This is a genomic window from Geobacter argillaceus (assembly GCF_007830735.1).
In the GTDB taxonomy this organism is placed as follows: domain Bacteria; phylum Desulfobacterota; class Desulfuromonadia; order Geobacterales; family DSM-12255; genus Geomobilibacter; species Geomobilibacter argillaceus.
Map to the genome: position 1 here is coordinate 40,567 of NZ_VLLN01000017.1, position 17,483 is coordinate 58,049.

Annotated in this window: 18 protein-coding genes; 14 read left to right on the forward strand and 4 right to left on the reverse strand. The window is 60.4% G+C overall.

Going from position 1 to position 17,483, the window contains the following annotated elements:
• The first annotated feature begins 43 nt into the window (after positions 1–43).
• Together nifD and nifK are read left to right on the forward strand one after the other, a co-directional pair.
• Complete coding sequence (gene nifD, locus JN12_RS13430) at positions 44–1,486, forward strand: nitrogenase molybdenum-iron protein alpha chain (RefSeq protein WP_145023572.1); 1,443 nt, start codon at positions 44–46, stop codon at positions 1,484–1,486.
• 142 nt (positions 1,487–1,628) lie between these two features.
• The gene (gene nifK / locus JN12_RS13435; protein ID WP_145023575.1) at positions 1,629–3,092 is read left to right on the forward strand and encodes a nitrogenase molybdenum-iron protein subunit beta; all 1,464 of its coding nucleotides are present in this window, start codon (positions 1,629–1,631) and stop codon (positions 3,090–3,092) included.
• 378 nt (positions 3,093–3,470) lie between these two features.
• On the opposite strand, the gene rbr is transcribed toward nifK, so the two are convergent.
• The gene (gene rbr, locus JN12_RS13445; RefSeq protein ID WP_145023577.1) at positions 3,471–4,046 is read right to left on the reverse strand and encodes a rubrerythrin; all 576 of its coding nucleotides are present in this window, start codon (positions 4,044–4,046) and stop codon (positions 3,471–3,473) included.
• Positions 4,047–4,424: 378 nt separating this feature from the next.
• Between rbr and JN12_RS13450 the strand changes: the two genes are divergently transcribed.
• The 5 genes from JN12_RS13450 to JN12_RS13470 all read left to right on the forward strand — a co-directional run bounded on the left by JN12_RS13450 (position 4,425) and on the right by JN12_RS13470 (position 9,359).
• Positions 4,425–7,310 (forward strand): bifunctional nitrogenase iron-molybdenum cofactor biosynthesis protein NifEN, encoded by a 2,886-nt coding sequence (locus JN12_RS13450; protein ID WP_145023579.1) that lies wholly within the window; start codon positions 4,425–4,427, stop codon positions 7,308–7,310.
• A 22-nt stretch (positions 7,311–7,332) separates the two neighbouring features.
• Entirely contained in the window at positions 7,333–7,719 is a 387-nt protein-coding gene (gene nifX / locus JN12_RS13455; protein WP_145023581.1) for a nitrogen fixation protein NifX, read from the forward strand.
• A gap of 38 nt (positions 7,720–7,757) precedes the next feature.
• Positions 7,758–8,021 (forward strand): ferredoxin III, nif-specific, encoded by a 264-nt coding sequence (fdxB, locus tag JN12_RS13460; RefSeq protein ID WP_145023583.1) that lies wholly within the window; start codon positions 7,758–7,760, stop codon positions 8,019–8,021.
• Positions 8,022–8,192: 171 nt separating this feature from the next.
• Positions 8,193–8,522, forward strand: coding sequence for a NifB/NifX family molybdenum-iron cluster-binding protein (locus tag JN12_RS13465; protein ID WP_145023585.1), 330 nt, complete (start codon positions 8,193–8,195; stop codon positions 8,520–8,522).
• A 42-nt stretch (positions 8,523–8,564) separates the two neighbouring features.
• Positions 8,565–9,359, forward strand: coding sequence for an NAD(+)--dinitrogen-reductase ADP-D-ribosyltransferase (locus JN12_RS13470; protein WP_145023587.1), 795 nt, complete (start codon positions 8,565–8,567; stop codon positions 9,357–9,359).
• A gap of 3 nt (positions 9,360–9,362) precedes the next feature.
• On the opposite strand, the gene draG is transcribed toward JN12_RS13470, so the two are convergent.
• From draG to JN12_RS13485, 3 genes are all read right to left on the reverse strand, one after another.
• A complete protein-coding gene (gene draG / locus JN12_RS13475; protein WP_145023589.1) occupies positions 9,363–10,271 on the reverse strand; it encodes an ADP-ribosyl-[dinitrogen reductase] hydrolase in 909 nt (302 codons plus the stop codon).
• A complete protein-coding gene (locus tag JN12_RS13480) occupies positions 10,268–10,564 on the reverse strand; it encodes a hypothetical protein (protein WP_145023591.1) in 297 nt (98 codons plus the stop codon). The genes draG and JN12_RS13480 overlap by 4 nt, the downstream gene beginning before the upstream one ends.
• Positions 10,565–10,650: 86 nt before the next feature.
• Positions 10,651–10,890, reverse strand: a complete 240-nt coding sequence (locus JN12_RS13485) for a hypothetical protein (protein ID WP_145023593.1) — start codon at positions 10,888–10,890, stop codon at positions 10,651–10,653.
• Positions 10,891–11,292: 402 nt separating this feature from the next.
• Here JN12_RS13485 and JN12_RS13490 point away from each other — a divergent pair, with 402 nt between their 5' ends.
• The 7 genes from JN12_RS13490 to modC all read left to right on the forward strand — a co-directional run bounded on the left by JN12_RS13490 (position 11,293) and on the right by modC (position 17,443).
• Positions 11,293–12,153: a radical SAM protein gene (locus tag JN12_RS13490; protein ID WP_145023595.1), complete on the forward strand. Its 861-nt coding sequence runs from the start codon at positions 11,293–11,295 to the stop codon at positions 12,151–12,153.
• Between the two features lie 14 nt (positions 12,154–12,167).
• On the forward strand, positions 12,168–12,977 hold the full coding sequence (locus JN12_RS13495; protein ID WP_145023597.1) for a GNAT family N-acetyltransferase: 810 nt from the start codon (positions 12,168–12,170) through the stop codon (positions 12,975–12,977).
• Positions 12,978–13,124: 147 nt separating this feature from the next.
• Positions 13,125–13,934, forward strand: coding sequence for a TOBE domain-containing protein (locus tag JN12_RS13500; protein ID WP_145023599.1), 810 nt, complete (start codon positions 13,125–13,127; stop codon positions 13,932–13,934).
• Between the two features lie 100 nt (positions 13,935–14,034).
• The gene (gene modD, locus JN12_RS13505) at positions 14,035–14,883 is read left to right on the forward strand and encodes a ModD protein (RefSeq protein ID WP_145023601.1); all 849 of its coding nucleotides are present in this window, start codon (positions 14,035–14,037) and stop codon (positions 14,881–14,883) included.
• Between the two features lie 46 nt (positions 14,884–14,929).
• Positions 14,930–15,673: a molybdate ABC transporter substrate-binding protein gene (modA, locus tag JN12_RS13510; protein WP_145023603.1), complete on the forward strand. Its 744-nt coding sequence runs from the start codon at positions 14,930–14,932 to the stop codon at positions 15,671–15,673.
• A gap of 29 nt (positions 15,674–15,702) precedes the next feature.
• Entirely contained in the window at positions 15,703–16,386 is a 684-nt protein-coding gene (gene modB / locus JN12_RS13515; RefSeq protein WP_145023605.1) for a molybdate ABC transporter permease subunit, read from the forward strand.
• 1 nt (position 16,387) lies between these two features.
• Positions 16,388–17,443 (forward strand): molybdenum ABC transporter ATP-binding protein, encoded by a 1,056-nt coding sequence (gene modC, locus JN12_RS13520; RefSeq protein WP_145023607.1) that lies wholly within the window; start codon positions 16,388–16,390, stop codon positions 17,441–17,443.
• Positions 17,444–17,483: the final 40 nt, after the last annotated feature.

The following is a 17,483-nucleotide window of genomic DNA, read 5'->3' on the forward strand; positions in this document are numbered from 1 at the left end:
AATTGACGTTTTCTGAATTCCATTGAAAACAGAGGAGTGACCTATGTCAGATGCAGCCATAAAGAGTGTTGAAGGGATCACCAAAGAGTCGACCCAGGAGATGATCGACCAGGCAATGGAGATCTATCCCGAGAAGGCGAAGAAAAAGCGGGCTCCACACCTGGCCCCCAACGAGGGGTCCGGGGCCTGCGTCAAGTCCAACAGGAAGACCGTTCCCGGCATCATGAGCGCCCGCGGCTGCGCCTATGCCGGCGCCAAAGGGGTGGTCTGGGGGCCGATCCGCGACATGGTCCACGTTTCCCACGGCCCGGTGGGGTGCGGCTGGTACTCCTGGGGGACCCGGCGCAACCTGATGACCGGCATCAACGGGGTCAATCAGTTCGCCATGCAGTTCACCTCCGACTTCCAGGAAAAGGACATCGTCTACGGCGGGGACAAGAAGCTGAAGCAGCTGCTTGTTGAGGCCCACGAACTCTTCCCGCTGGCCAAGGGGATCTCGGTCCTCTCCGAATGCCCGGTCGGCCTGATCGGCGACGATATCAATGCCGTGGCCAAGCAGTCCGCCCAGGAACTGGACATCCCGGTCATCCCCTGCAACTGCGAGGGGTTCCGCGGCGTCTCCCAGTCCCTGGGGCACCACATCTCCAACGACACCATCCGGGACCATATCATCGGCACCCGGGAATTCAGCGAGCCGGAGACCCCCTATGACATCGCCCTCATCGGCGACTACAACATCGGCGGCGACGTCTGGTCGGTGAAGCCGCTCCTGGAGGAGATCGGCCTCAACGTGAAGGCGGTCTGGACCGGCGACGGCGAGCTGGAGAAGATCGCCGCCACCCACAAGGTGAAGCTGAACCTGATCCACTGCTACCGCTCCATGAACTACATGTGCCGGGTGATGGAAGAGAAGTACGGCATCCCCTGGCTGGAGTTCAACTTCTTCGGCCCGACCAAGATCCGGGAGAGCCTCCGGAAGATCGCCGACTTCTTCGACGACACCATCAAGGAGAAGGTGGAGGCGGCCATTGCCAAGTACGACCCGATCATGCAGGCGGTGATCGATGAGTACCGGCCCCGGCTGGAAGGAAAGAAGGTGATGCTCTACGTCGGCGGTCTGCGCCCCCGCCATACGGTCAACGCCTACGCCGACCTGGGAATGGTAGTGGTGGGAAGCGGCTACGAATTCGCCCACGGCGACGACTATGAGCGGACCTCTCCGGAGATGCCCGAAGCCACGGTCATCTACGACGACGCCTCGGAGCACGAGCTGGAGGAATTCGTCCACAAGCTCCGCCCCGACCTGGTGGGAAGCGGCATCAAGGAGAAGTACCTGTTCCAGAAGATGGGTATCCCGTTCCGCCAGATGCACAGCTGGGACTACTCCGGTCCGTACCATGCCTACAACGGCTTCCCGATCTTTGCAAGAGATGTGGATATGGCGATCAATAGCCCGACATGGAAGTTCGTCAAAAGCCCGTTTTGATGGTTACTCCCCCCTTTTATGAAGGGGGGCTGGGGGGAATTTGATTCGAGATACCAAATCCCCCTGAATCCCCCTTTCTTAAAGGGGGACTTCAATTGCCGGCGCGTTGGACGGATTGGTCCACAGCCGAAAGGAGAATTTTATGAGTGCAGAAGCTGCTGTTAAATACGTGACCGAGATCCCCGAAGCGGAAGTGAAGCGGGTCTCGGAATGGATCAATACCGAGGAGTACAAGGAGAAGAACTTTGCCCGCCAGGCACTGGTGATCAACCCGGCCCACGCCTGCCAGCCGCTGGGTGCCGAGCTGGCGGCCCACGGCTTCGAGGGGAGCCTCCCCTTTGTCCATGGCTCCCAGGGGTGCGCCTCCTACTACCGCTCGACCTTGAACCGCCACTTCCGCGAACCGGCCCCGGCGGTCTCCGACTCCATGACCGAGGACGGCGCGGTGTTCGGCGGCCAGAACAACCTGCACGAGGCACTTGAAAACGCCTACACCATCTACAAACCGAAGATGATGCCGATCTTCACCTCCTGCATGCCGGAGATCATCGGCGACGACCTGACCGCCTTCATCAAGAACGCCCGGAACAAGGGGTGCGTGCCGGAGGATTTCCCCCTCCCCTACGCCAACACACCGAGCTTCAATGGCTCGCACATCCACGGCTACGACGCCATGCTCCTCTCCATCCTGCAGACCCTGACCAGCGGCAAGCAGGTGGAAGGGCGCTGCACCGGCAAGCTCAACCTGATCGCCGGCTTTGACTGCAACACCGGCAACTACCGGGAGTACAAGCGGATACTGGAGGCGTTCGGCATCCCCTACACCTTCCTGGCCGACATCTCCGAGACGTTCGACTCTCCCTTGGACGGCACCTATCGCGCCTATCCCGGCGGCACCAAGCTGGACGACGCAGCCGACTCCATCAATGGCAAGGCGACCATTACCCTGGGTCCCTACGCCACCACCAAGACCTTCGGCTGGATCAAGGACAACTACGCGGGCAAGCACGTGGCGATGCCGACCCCGTTCGGCATCGAGAAGACCGACAATCTGCTTCTGAAGATCTCCGAGCTCTTCGCTAAGCCTGTCCCGGCCTCCCTGAAGGCAGAGCGCGGCCGGGCGGTGGACGCCATCACCGATGCCCACCAGTACATCCATGGCAAAAAGTTCGCCCTGTTCGGCGACCCGGACTATCTGCTGGGCTACGTCTCCTTTCTCCTGGAGATGGGGGCGGTTCCCCATCACATCCTCTGCTCCAAGGGAACCAAAAAGCTGGAGAAGGAGATCCAGGCCCTGCTCGACAGTTCTCCCTACGGCGCCAAGGGAAAGATCTACATCAACAAGGACCTCTGGCACCTGCGCAGCTTGGTCATGACCGACCCGGTGGATGCCATGATCGGCGACACACACGGCAAGTTCGCCGCCCGCGACGCCAATATCCCGCTGTTTAGGTTCGGCTTCCCGGTCTTCGACCGGGTAAACCTGCACCGCCATCCGCTGATCGGCTACCAGGGAGTCATCAACATGGTCTCCGCCATCTGCAACAAGTTCATCGAGATCAGGGATGAGACCTGCGAGGATCGGCACTTCGAGATGATGCGGTAAGGATTCACTATTTGCATTTCTGCACAACAGGCGGCCCGTCGGGAATCCCCGGCGGGCCGCCATGCGCACCATCCCGGATGCCGCGCAATTACGCAAGTGCCCTCAAGTTACGGCCAGAATCTTCTTCAACAAAGGCAGGTCTATTTCGATGGCAACCGGACAATCCGCGAGGCTTTGGCGGCAGCCGGCTTCCCGGCGCCAATGCCTGCCCAGATGGTAGTTGTGCATAATCCGGTATAGGGTGAATCACGCCTAAGCCGACTGTCCGTGCCCCGTGATCGACATCACGAACTCACGCGGCAGACTGGTGGTGGATGGAATTATGGGGGAAACGCCGCACCCGGCTGGGTGCGGCGTTGTTTGTGCGTGAACTGCATGCTACCAGTTTTCGCCAAGCAGCTCGAAATGGGCCTTCGGGTGGACACAGGCAGGGCATTGCTCCGGCGCCCCTTTCCCGTCATGCAGATAACCGCAGTTGCGGCAACGCCATACCACTTCCGCATCACGGGTGAAAACCCGGTTGTTCTCGATGTTGCCCAGCAGGTCGCGGTAACGCTTCTCGTGCTGCTTCTCTGCCACGGAAACGGCGTGCCAGACCGCAGCAATGGCAGGGAAACCCTCTTCGTGTGCGATTGAGGCAAAGCCCGGATAGAGCACGGTGTGCTCCTCATGCTCCCCAGTTGCGGCCGCCAGCAGGTTCTCAGCCGTGGTGCCGATCCGGCCGGCGGGGAAGGAGGCGGTTATCTCCAGGTCTCCCCCCTCCAGGAACGAGAAGAACCGCTTGGCATGCTCCTTTTCCTGGCCGGCGGTCTCCTCGAAGATGTCGGCAATCTGCACATACCCCTCTTTTCGGGCAGCTGCAGCAAAGTAGGTGTAGCGGTTACGGGCCTGGCTCTCGCCGGCAAACGACTTCAACAGGTTCTTTTCGGTTCTGGTTCCTTTGATACTGGCCATCTAAATGCTCTCCCCTCTTTGATTGTTCCTGGAAGCAGTCATGTCATTTGTCTTGACTGGCACCGGCAACTCTATTGATAAAGAATACCGGTCAACAACAATAGCCAAAAACGTACACATGTCAAGCATCGACAAAGACACCGTCCGTTACACAGGCGCCACCCGACAAGTGCCCAAAAAGTCGGCAGCAACCCGGGCGAATGCCCAGAATGCCGGCGGCTGGCACCGAAACCTTCTTGTATATATGGAGATTATACATTGGCATGAGCAATGCATCCACAACGCCAATAACAGAAACGTTGGCAAAGGCGCCATCCATTCTCGAAATGGGGCGCCTTTTGTTTTTTGCAGCATCACCGACGGAAAGGTGGGGAAATCATGGCCAGACCAGACTACTACGACGCCCCTGAATGCGATACCCACCAGGAGAAGGGAGCCCCCAAGTTCTGCAAGAAATCCGAACCGGGAGAAGGGACCGAGCGGAGCTGTGCCTATGACGGCGCCCGGGTAGTCCTGATGCCGATCACCGACGTAATCCACCTGGTGCACGGCCCGATCGCCTGCGCCGGCAACTCCTGGGACAACCGGGGTGCCCGCTCCAGCGGCTCCCAGCTCTACCGCCGCGGCTTCACCACCGAGATGCTGGAAAACGACGTGGTCTTCGGTGGCGAGAAGAAACTGTACAAGGCGATACTGGAGCTGGCGGAACGGTATCGGGACCAGGCCAGGGCGATCTTCGTCTACGCCACCTGCGTCACCGCAATGACCGGCGATGACGTTGAGGCGGTCTGCGCGGCGGCACAAGAATATCTCAACAAGGATTTTTGTTCAGGCCAAGGCGGCAAGGAGGAGGCGACGCAGGCGTACCGGGAAGTACGTCGAGGAGCCGACGACGCAGCCAACGCCGGCCCGGGCAAAAAGCCGCTGTTGAGGGGCCCGATGCCGGTGATCCCGGTCAATACCCCCGGCTTCATCGGCGACAAGAACATCGGTAACCGGCTGGCCGGCGAGATCCTGTACAAGTACGTGATCGGTACGGCTGAGCCGCCCGTGCTCGGCGAGTATCCCATCAACCTGATCGGCGAGTACAACATCGCCGGCGACCTCTGGGGGATGCTCCCGCTCTTCGACCGACTGGGTATCCAGGTTCTCTCCTGCTTCAGCGGCGACGCCACCTTCGAGGAGCTGCGCTACGCCCACCGGGCCAAGCTGAACATCATCATCTGCTCCAAGTCCCTCACCAACCTTGCCAAGAAGATGCAGAAGAACTACGGCGTGCCGTACCTGGAGGAGTCGTTCTACGGCATGACCGACACGGCGAAGGCTTTGCGGGATATCGCCCGCGAACTGGACGACGCGGTTGGCGGCCTGGAAAAGCGGGTCATGCAGGACCGGGTGGAACGGCTTCTGGAAGAGGAAGAAGTACGATGCCGGGAGAGTCTCGCCCCCTACCGGGCGAGGCTCGAAGGAAAGAGTTCGGTCCTCTTCACCGGCGGGGTCAAGACCTGGTCCATGGTAAACGCCCTCAGGGAGCTGGGGGTGGAGATCCTGGCCGCCGGCACCCAGAATTCGACCCTGGAAGACTTCTACCGGATGAAGGGGCTGATGCACAAGGACGCGAAAATTATCGAGGACACCTCCACAGCCGGACTCCTCGGGGTTATGCGGGAGAAGCTGCCCGACCTGATCGTGGCCGGCGGCAAGACCAAGTTCCTGGCACTGAAGACCAAGACCCCGTTTCTGGACATCAACCATGGCCGTTCCCACCCCTATGCGGGGTACGAGGGGATGGTGACCTTTGCCCGGCAGTTGGACCTGACCGTCAACAACCCGATCTGGCCGGTGCTGAACGCCAAGGCCCCGTGGGAGAAGAGTGACGAAGAACTGGCAACCAACGTGGCGGCCGCTGCCGGTCACGGCGAGACATTCATGGCCGAGGACCTTTCCGCCTCACGGGTGAAGGTACCGACCAAGCAGGCAACTGTGAACCCGCAGAAGAACTCGCCGGCCCTCGGCGCCACCCTGGCGTATCTGGGGATCGACAACATGCTGGGGCTCCTGCACGGCGCCCAGGGTTGCTCGACCTTCATCCGGCTGCAGCTCTCCCGCCACTTCAAGGAGTCCATCGCCCTCAACTGTACGGCCATGAGCGAGGACACCGCCATCTTCGGGGGCTGGGAGAACCTGAAAAAGGGGATCAAGCGGGTCATCGACAAGTTCCACCCGGGCGTGGTGGGGGTGATGACCTCCGGCCTGACCGAGACCATGGGGGACGACGTCAGGAGCGCCATCGTCCACTTCCGCCAGGAAAACCCGGAATACGCCGATGTGCCGGTGGTCTGGGCCTCCACGCCCGACTACTGCGGCTCCCTGCAGGAAGGATACGCCGCGGCGGTGGAGGCGATCGTTGGCACCATCCCTGAAGGTGGCGAAACCGTCCCGGGCCAGGTGAACCTGCTCCCCGGTGCCCACCTCACCCCGGCGGACGTGGAAGAGCTCAAGGAACTGGCGGAGTCCTTCGGCCTGACGGTCCTGACCATCCCGGACATCGCCAATGCATTGGACGGCCATATCGACGAGGAGGTCTCCCCCCTCTCCACCGGCGGCATCCCGATCGAGGAGATCAGGAAGGCCGGACGGAGCCAAGCAACCATCTATATCGGCGACTCCCTGGCCAGGGCAGCCCTGAAGCTAAAAGAAAGCTTCGATATCCCGGCCTACGGCTTCACGTCGGTGACCGGCCTGGCCGAGGTAGACGCCCTGATGGAGACGCTCTCGGCCATCAGCGGCCGCCCGATCCCGGAGAAGCAGTGCCGCTGGCGGAGCCGCCTCATGGATGCCATGGTGGACAGTCACTACCAGTTCGGCGCCAGGAAAGTCGCCATCGCCCTGGAGGCCGACAACCTGAAGGTGATAACCCGATTCCTGGCCGGCATGGGGTGCACAATCCAGGCTGCCATCAGCGCCACCCGCACCAGGGGACTGGACGGTCTCCCAACCGACAGCGTCTTTGTCGGCGACCTGGAAGACCTTGAGACAGCGGCGGTAGGGGCGGACCTGCTGGTAGCCAACTCCAACGGTCGCCAGGCAGCCAACAAACTGGGGATCAAGGCCCATCTCAGGGCCGGGCTGCCGGTCTTTGACCGTCTGGGGGCACATCAAAAGATGTGGGTCGGCTACCGGGGGACCCTGAACCTGATCTTCGAGGTGGCCAACCTGTTCCAGGCGAACGCCACGGAAGCGCAGAAACTGGCCCATAACTAGACTGTTCCGAGGAGAATTCATTATGAAAGTAGCATTTACCAGTTCCACCGGCGAGATGATCGACCAGCACTTCGGCCAATGCCAGACCTTCCAGATCTGGGAGATCGGGCCGGATGCGGCAAAACCGCTCACCACGGTCAGCGCCATCACCAGCGCCGAGGATGAAGAGGACCGGATCGCGGCCCGGGCCAACGCCCTCACCGACTGCGCCATCGTCTACACCATGCAGATCGGCGGGCCGGCCGCGGCCAAGCTGGTGGCGAAAAAGATCCACCCCATGAAGACCAACAGTGAGGTACCGGTCGCCGAAATTGTCGGCAAGCTGCAGGAGGTACTGAAGGGGAATCCGCCGCCATGGCTCAGGAAGGCGATGCACAAGGAAGGCAGCGGCTCTTTTCTGGATGATTGATCTTGTACAAAAACACCACCAAAACGGAGGATACGAACATGGCCTACATCACCGGACTCAGAAGAAACAAGACTGAATACACCCCGCAATTCATCATGTCTATCGACGAGGAGACCTGCATCGGCTGCGGCCGCTGCTTCAAGGTCTGCGTGCATGACGTACTGGCTTTCGAGGAACTGGACGAGGACGATTCGGCCAAGATGTTCATGAAGGTGGAGAACCCCGGCAACTGCATCGGTTGCCAGGCGTGCGGGCGGACCTGCTCCAAGAAGTGCTTCACCTTCGAACCGGTAGTCGCTTAGGGAATGCTATCTTCCAGAACCTGGCTGCGTTTCGCTTCCCTCTCCGTTGTGCGGCGTAGCGGTGCTACGCCTCCGCCGGAGAGGGAAGCGAAGCCTTGCCAGAACCCGAAATATAGCATTCCCTGGTGTAAATGGTTGTCTCAAACAAGAAGACCACAGTGGAGGTGTCATATGCTCATTGCGGTTGCTACCAAGACCGGCAGGGAAATCGACCAGCACTTCGGCCACGCGGAACGGTTCCTGATCTACAACGTGGACAACGCTACCGCTACACTCGTGGACGAAAAGAAGGTGGAGCGCTACTGCACCTATGACCCGGAACACCCCCTGCGTGCCCACATCCTGGCGAACATCGCCGCTGCCCTGACAGGGTGCAGAGCCATCGTCTGCTCCCAGATCGGCCAGGCGCCCCGGGAGGAGATGGAGGGTCTCGGCTTCCCCACCTTCGCGCTCGCCGGAGAAATCGGCCCGGCCCTGGCTGAGCTGGCCAAAGTGCTGTAGGGGCGCCCCCACGGTTCCTTGTCACAACGAGGTGATGACCCGATGCAAAGTTCAGCTTTCAACCTCTGCAACCTCCCCCCATGGGTCATCGCCTCGCGTACCTTTAATGATCACCCCCAGCCGCTGGAAATCCAGGGGGTCAGACAGGCCAACCGGTTTCTGTTCGACAGGCTCGACGGGATCGCTGCCGCCGAGGAGCGGGCACTGGTCTTCAACGACTACATGTCGGTGAAGTTCCAGCTGCACCATTGGCAACAGCAGACCGACACTGCCCGAAAGAGCATAAAGAACAGCTACCTTCGCTTCCTGCGCGGCTGGATGATGGACTCCAACTCCATAGAGGGCGCCGTACTCAAGGGGTGGGTGGAGAGCCGCATGGGGCTACCCCCCACCTTCCACAAGATCCGGATCCCCGGCATCCATGCCGAGGAGTACATGACCTTTGCCATCGACCGGACCAAGGGGAGCGCCCGGACCAACGCCATCAACTCCCAGCTCGACCTGCTGTTCGAATACTGCCAGTTCGAACTCGCCCGGAAATTCCCCGACATTCCCACCATCTCCCTCTACCGCGGCACCTACGACGCGTCCGAGCATGAGGTGCTGGAACAGATTGCCAAACGCCAGCAGATCGTCAGGCTCAACAACCTGGTCTCCTTCACCGCCGACGAGGAGCGCGCCTGGGAATTCGGCTCCACGGTCTGGGAGGTGCGGGTGCCGCTGGCAAAGATTTTCTTTTTCAGCGACCTGCTCCCCAACAGCATCATGAAGGGTGAGGGGGAATACCTGATCATCGGCGGAGAGTATCGGGTGCGGCAGGTGATGTGTACGATCTGAATTTTACGCTTCCAACAGCGGGGAGAGCGCGAGCAGTTTCAGGGCAAGTCCGCTCAGTTCCTGGGCAACATTCTTGTCGAGCCGCTTCAGCCAGCGCTGGGGGATGCTCTCCAGGCCGTAGTAGGCCCCGGCCAGGCCGCCGATGATGGCACCCGTCGTGTCCGCGTCGCCACCCTGGTTCACCGCCCCCACCACGCACTCCTCGAAGTCCCGACCGCGAAAGAAGTAGTGACAGACCGTCTGGAAGGTGTCCACCACGTAGCCGGTGGCCAGCCCCCGGTACGGCTCGAAGGAGAAGGTGGGAAAATCCGCTATCAGGCTGTCCGCCTCGCGACGGATGCGGGTCTTGGAGGCGCCGATGACGGCCAGGTGGAGGAGCCGGCCATAGCAGACGCAGGCCACGTCGGAAAGCGCGTGATTGTGGGTGATGTGGGCCTGCTCCACGGCGCAGCGCCTGAGCAGCGCATCGTCCCCCAGGGTGAAGAGACCGACCGGCACCATCCGCATCAGGGCGCCATTGCCGGCATCCCACTGATTAGGTGGGGTCTCCAGCTGCCCCTTGAGCATGAAGTTGCGGATCCCACGGCGGCAGGTGTCGCCCACATCGAGCGGTTTGGTTTTAAGCCAGCGGGCAAACTGACCGGCAATCGCCGCCAGGTCCCAGCCGCCGGCAGCAACGATGGCGCGGGCCACGCAGAGGGACATCTCGGTGTCATCGGTAACCTGACCCGGCTTCAGCCGCAGCCACCCACCACCCACCACCTCCCTCAGGACGCCGTGTTTGGCCCGGATCTCGCCGGCGGTCATAAACTCCACCGGACCGCCTAAGGCGTCGCCGACCGCCAGGCCGAGCAGGGCTCCCCGGGCCCGGGAAGCGGCCTCGTCGGCATGGATCGGGAGCGTGCGGCTCATTGCTCCTCGATGATTTCCCGCGTACAGCCGACGAGAAAGTCGAACACCTCTTCCCTGGCCACGATGGAGCGGGGAAGGTCCCGATTCATGAGGTCCTCAATGAGGTGGAGGGTGCTTCCGTCGTCCCGCCCCAGCTCGTCCATCACCTTCGCCAGCATCGGCAGTATCTCGTAGAGGTCGTCCCGGTCGAACGGTGCCCGGTCCGGCTTGCCGCTGAACTTCGGGACATCGCGGCTGACCACGCCTTTAGGGTATTTGTACTTGAGATCGGAAGGTTTGATAGTGATTCCCATGGATTCCCCTTTCCCCTCCGGCTGCCCCGCTGGCACGGTCCCCGCCCTGACTGCGGCGGAGGTGGGCTATCCTGGAGCGATCTGCGTTACGTGCAGCTACAACCCGACGAACTGCACGACGTGTGGCAGGAGGCCTGCAGGCTGAGGTCAGCGCCGCTGGCCATAAAGCAGTTCAGTGACTTCCGGGTTACCAACCACTTCCCATCCGCGAACTCCCCCTTCAGCGACTTCTCCTTGATCAGCATCAGAACCCGCAAGGGGGTGGTATGCAGCTCTGCCGCCACCTCGTCAACGGTAATGCATTCCCGGTCATCACTCTTTTGCATGCACATAGATTCCTCCAGCTAGATGTGATACCTCACGTGTTACATGGAGCATGCCAGTCTCCTGCACCCTGCTGGCAGGGCCTTTGCCGGTCATAGCGGTGACCGGCACGGGGCCACCTGCACAAAAAATAGCCATTATTGCCTTTGTGGAGGCAAAACCCAGCGGCCAAACATCTTCCTCCACCCCGCGAACACCCACAACACTGCACAAATTAAGGGCGCCAGCTTCTGGCACGGTTTAGGCAATACCCCGGACAACCGCGGACAACGACGTTCACGCTACACAGGCAATGAAGCCCGGCTGGAGATCTCCAGTCGGGCTTTTTATTTGGCAGCATCTCCGGCCGCCACGACGGAACATGCAACACGAACGGAACATCCCGACCAGGAAAGGAGTACGCCATGGCAACCAGTTGCACGGAACGGAAGAACATCCAGGGACACCCCTGCTTCGGCGGCAACCATCACAAGAACGGCCGGATGCATCTGGCCGTGGCCCCCCGCTGCAACATCCAGTGCGGCTACTGCTCCCGGAAACACGACTGCGCCAACGAGTCGCGTCCCGGGGTCACGAGCCGACTGCTCACCCCGGCCGAGGCTATTGAGAAGGTGCGGGAGGTCATGGCGAGCGAACTGCTCGGACCGATCATCAAGGTGATCGGCATCGCCGGCCCCGGCGATCCGCTGGCCAACGAGGAAACGTTCGAGACCTTCAGCCTCATCGACAAGGAGTTCCCCCACCTGATCAAGTGCATGAGCACCAACGGCCTGCTGCTGCCGGAGAGCATCGACCGGCTGAACGAGATCGGGCTCCACAGCCTGACCGTCACCCTCAATGCCCTTGACCCGGCAATCGGCGCCCGCATCTACCGCCACATCAACTACCACGGTCAGCGGTACACCGGCGAGGAAGCGGCCCGCATCCTGATCGCCAACCAACTGGAAGGAATCGGACGTGCTGAGAAATTCGGCATGACAGTCAAGGTCAACACGGTCTACATCCCCGGCGTCAACGAAGCCGAGGTGCCGCGGATCGCCGAACGGATCAAGTCGCTGGGGGCCTTTGTCATGAACGTGATGCCGCTCATCCCCCAGGCAAACTTCGCCGACATCGAACCTCCCACACCGGCCAGGCTGGACGAAGTACGGGCCGCAAACGAGCGGATCATCGGCCAGTTCAAGCACTGTCGCCAGTGCAGGGCCGACGCGGTCGGACTGATCGGCCGGGACCAGCTGTTCGCCAACCCGGCCTGCTCGAAATAGGTGCGGCTGTCAGCATGAGTATTGACACGTTGCGGCAGAGCGATATCGAACCGTTCCTGGAGATGGCAGCAGAGGAAGGTTGGATCTGCGACCACTGGGAGCTGGAGTTCCTGCGCCGGGCATTTCCGGCCGGCTGCCTGGTCTGGCGGGAAGGGAACCGGCCCATCGCCTTTGTCACGTCCATAAAGTACGGCAGGAGCGGCTGGATCGGCAACCTCATCGTCTCCCCCGCCCTTCGCGGCCGGGGAACAGGCTCTGCCCTCATACAGGCGGCGTTGTCAGCGTTGGAGACCGCAGGCGCCGAAACCGTCTGGCTCACTGCCTCAACCGCGGGCAGACCAATCTATGAGAAAGTCGGCTTCCAGGCCGTCGACACGGTCTACCGCTGGCGCGGCAAAGCCCCTGCCGGTTCAGAAACCCTGCAACCATCCCTTGATCTGACCGCTATCAAAGCCATTGACCGGGCAGGATGGGGCGATTTCCGGGAGCTGATCTTCGCCGCGCTCGGCGGCAAAGGAACCATTTTCACTGCGGGCGACGGCTTTCTTTGCCGGCACCGATACGCCGACGGCGTCCAGCTCGGGCCATGGGGGTGCCTGACCCCGGAGACGGCGCGCCGGCTTTTGCAGCAGGCTCTGCAGTCTGCCGGGGAAACGGCGGGCACCTTCCTTGACATGCCCGGAAGAAACCGGGAAGGGGCGAAACTTCTCAATCTGACCGGCTTCAGGGTAGCCGGAAGCACTCTCCTCATGTACCGCGGCCGTTGTCCCGCCTACCGGCCGGAGCTGATCTACGGCCTTGCGAGCATGGGGAGTTTTGGTTAGCAGGCTGTTCGATCACTAACCTTGATCGTGATTTATCGGTAGTGAACATTAACTCTCGTTATATAGCGTTGACTATAACGAAATCTGCTGTATAGTTATCGCAGAGCAGCCCGCACCTTTATCTCCCGCTCTACGGAGCATCCGACCATGAAAGATAACAAAAGCACTATCGGCCTTGCCGGCAACCTCTGGTTAAACCGGGCTGAAAACAAATTCCTGGGTGGTGACCGGATTATTCTGCTGGAAAAGGTCGACGAGCTCGGCTCGATCACCAAGGCTGCCAAGGCCGTCGGTATAAGTTACAAGACCGCCTGGGATACGATCAACATGATCAACAACATGGCGGAAAAACCGCTGGTCGACCGCCTGACCGGCGGTAAGGGGGGCGGTGGCACCAGTCTCACCACCGAAGGGAAAAAGATTATCGCGCACTTCAAAACCATCCAGGAAGAACACCGTAAATTCCTGGACAACCTGGAAAGCAGGCTGGGCGATACCGACAGCCTGTACCAATTCCTGAGGAGGATTTCCATGAAAGTCAGCGCCCGCAATACATTCTCCGGTACCGTAACCAAGATCACCAAAGGCGCCGTCAATGCCGAGGTCACTCTGTCGCTCAAAGGTGGCATTCCTCTGACAGCTACCGTCACCAACGGCGCCATCGACAACCTGGAACTGAAAACCGGCACCGAGGCCTACGCCATCATCAAGGCCAGCTCGATCATTATCGGCACTGACCTGCACGATGCCAAGGTCAGCGCCCGCAACATCTTCTGCGGCACCATCGCCAAGATCATCGAAGGCCCGGTCAATACCGAGGTGGATGTGGAGATCGGCGGTGGGAACACCGTCAGCGCCGTCATTACCCATGACAGCGCAACACGGCTCGAATTGAAAGTCGGCGGTCACGCCTGCGCCCTGTTCAAGGCCTCCAGCGTCATCATCGGCGTCAGCTGATCCGAATCGATTACCGATCAAGGGACATCAACGGTGCTGTCCCTTTTTTTGTACTTGAGTTGTATTGCTGTAACCATAACGAGCCGAGGAAAGGGTACGGATGATCAATTGTCTTCCTGACAGCGACATTGAGTGTTTTATCGAAGAAGACGTCCCTTACGGTGACCTGACTACCCATCTGCTCGGCATTGGAGATAGAACAGGGCAGATAATCTTCTCCACCCGTGAAGAAACGACCCTCTGCTGTACGGAAGAGGCTGCCAGAGTGCTCCGGAAATGTGGTGCAACTATTACCTCCTGTATGCCAAGCGGCACAAAACTGTTTGCGGGTATTGACTTCCTTGCCGCTCAAGGACCGACCAGAGCATTGCACGCGGGGTGGAAGGTAGCGTTGAACCTGTTGGAACACGCTTCGGGCATCGCCTCGAGGACACAACGTATTGTCGAAAAGGCTACGTCAGTCAATCCCGCTTTATCGGTTGTAACCACTCGGAAATCTTTCCCCGGAACCAAAAAAATCGCCATCAAGGCCATCACTTCCGGGGGCGCTCTGCCCCACCGACTGGGATTATCCGAAACGGTGCTGGTGTTCAAGCAGCACACAACCTTTCTGGGAGGGTTGGAGTCCTTTCTTTCGACCATTGCGGAACTGCGGGTAAAGGCCCGTGAAACGAAAATCATCGTTGAAGCCGACACCTGCGAGGAAGCGCTTCTGATTGCCCGCAACGGTGCAGACATCGTGCAACTCGACAAGATCAGTCCCGACGAACTGGCAGATACGGTCACCGCAATTCGGACAGTCAACCCGAATATCCTCATTTCCGCTGCCGGCGGCATCAATGAGTCCAATGCTGCGGAATACGCAAAAACCGGCATCGACATCATTGTCCTGTCGTCCGTTTATTTCGGCAAACCTTCAGATATTGGCGTCACCATTCAGCCGGTCTGATCTGAACTGGCACCATCAATCACCTATCGCTTTGGAGGCTCGACGCATGAAAATTGTAGCCAAGATGACAACATTCCTGATCTGCCTGCTTTTGCTGGCTACGCCGGTGCTGGCCGGAGAGATCAATCTTTCGGTTGCCGCCAGCCTCAAAGACGTGATAAACGAACTGACCGACGGCTACGCCGGGAAGAACCCGGCCGTGACATTCGTAAAGAACTACGGCGCCTCCGGAGCGCTGGCCAAGCAGATCGAAAACGGCGCCCCCGCCGACATCTTTGTCTCGGCCAACCTCGAGTGGATGGAGTACCTGAGAGGCAGGAAACTGGTGGAGCGCGCGACCATCGGCACCTTTGCCTACAATTCACTGGTCTTTGCCGGTGCCCCCGGCAAGGCTACGTCACTGAAAGATCTGGTAAAGCTGGACAGGATCGCCATCGGCAGCCCGAAAAGCGTGCCGGCCGGCGAGTATGCCACCGAGGCATTGAGGAAGGCCGGCATCGACAAACAGGTGGAGAAGAAGCTTGTCATGGCCAAGGACGTGCGGGAGTGCCTTATGTACGCCGAACGGGGAGAGGTTGACGGCGCCTTTGTGTACCGGACCGACGCCTTGCTGGCAAAACAGGCCAAAATCCTTTTTACTGTCCCGCAAGGACTTTATCCCCGGGTGGCGTATCCCATGGGACTGACGACCGCAGGTGCTCGGAACAGGGATGCGGAGGCCTTTTACCGGTATCTTCAGGGAAGTGACGCCAAGGCGGTCCTCACCCGCTACGGCTTTGCACTGCAGTAAGTTCTACGGGCAAACGAGGCCTTATACCGATGCTTTCCCTCACACCGGCAGATATCGCCGCGATCCGACTTTCCGCCAAGGTTGCCCTGGCGGCCACGGCCCTGTCGCTGCCGTTTGGCTTTGTCGCCGCGTACTGCATCACGTTCCTCCGGTTCCGGGGCAAAGTGCTGCTGGAGCTGTTCGTCAATCTGCCGCTGACCCTGCCGCCGGTGGTCATCGGCTACTTTCTGCTGCTTCTCCTCGGCCGGAAGGGGTGGCTGGGGCAACTGCTGGAACTGGCCGGCATCAGGCTCATCTTCACCTGGAAGGCGGCGGTCATCGCTTCGGCAGTGGTCGGCTTCCCGCTCCTGGTCAGGTCGATCAGAATCGGCATGGAGGCCATCGACCCTCAACTGATCCAGGCATCGCGCACCCTCGGCGCCCACTGGTATGACTCGCTCATCACCGTCATCCTACCCCTCTCCATCCGGGGGATCATTGCCGGGTCATCCCTCATGTTTGCCCGCAGTCTGGGAGAGTTCGGCGCCACGATCATTGTCGCCGGCAATATCCCTGGGGTCACCCAGACCATTCCCCTGGCGATCTATGATTATGCCAGCTCGCCGACCGGTGAAACCCTGGCCATGACACTCTGTATCGTCTCGGTCGCCATGTCGCTGGTAGTACTCCTGCTGCATGAAGCGGTTGGCACCAGGATGGCCAGGAGGGACTGACGTGGAAATCCGTCTAACGGTACAGAAGAGGTACGCTGCCTTCAACCTGGAGGCCGACTGTACCATTACCGGCGACCGGGTCGGGATCTTCGGCCAGTCGGGAGGGGGCAAGTCGACCCTGGTCGGCATGTTTGCCGGACTCTGCCGGCCGGATCAGGGTGAAATATTCCTGGACGGAGCGTGCCTGTTCAGCAGCCGGAGAGGCATCGATCTGCCACCTGAGCAACGGCGGATCGCCATCGTCTTCCAGAACCCCTGTCTCTTTCCCCACCTGAGCGTAAAGGGTAACCTGCTCTATGGATTCAAGCGCTGCCCGGCGGCAGAACGTAAGATCGACCTTTCCACCCTCATCGAGGTGCTCGGGCTGGAATCCCTGCTGCACCGGGGGGTGAACAACCTCTCCGGCGGCGAAAAACAGCGAGTGGCCCTGGGTCGGGCAATCCTGGCCAATCCCCGGCTCCTTCTGATGGACGAACCGCTCTCGGCACTGGACGATACCCTGCGGTTCCAGATCATCCCCTACCTGAAGAGCGTGAGCGAGCAGTTCGGCATTCCGTACCTGTTCATCTCCCACTCCCTCGTGGAGATGCGGCTGATGGTCGATCACCTGCTCGTGGTGGCCGGCGGCCGGATTGTCGAACAGACCTCGACGGAACAGCTGGCCCGGTCGCGCATGGAAGACAGTCCGGTCGGCTACATCAACCTCCTCAGACTGGGCATTCCCCGGCCTGTCGATGGCCTGTTCGCCTACCCATGGGGCGACCGCGAACTGCTCACCACCACCGCCAACAACCAGCCGGATGCCCTGTTCGAGCTATCGTCCAAGGACATGATCATCTTCAAACGCCACCCCGAGGCGATCAGCGCCAGGAACCTGCTGCAATGCAGGGTCCTGGGTACGTTTCCCGCCGGCAAGAAGGTCGGCATCGAGCTGGCCTGCGGCAGCGAGCGGCTGGTGGCAGAGGTGGTTGCGCCTGCGGCCTCGGAACTCGGCATTGTGGCCGGCAGCGAGATCTTTGCCGCCATCAAGGCATCGGCCTTCAGACGGCTCGGCTAACCCTTTGTGCATGTACCAGCAAAAAAGAACAGGGCCGCCC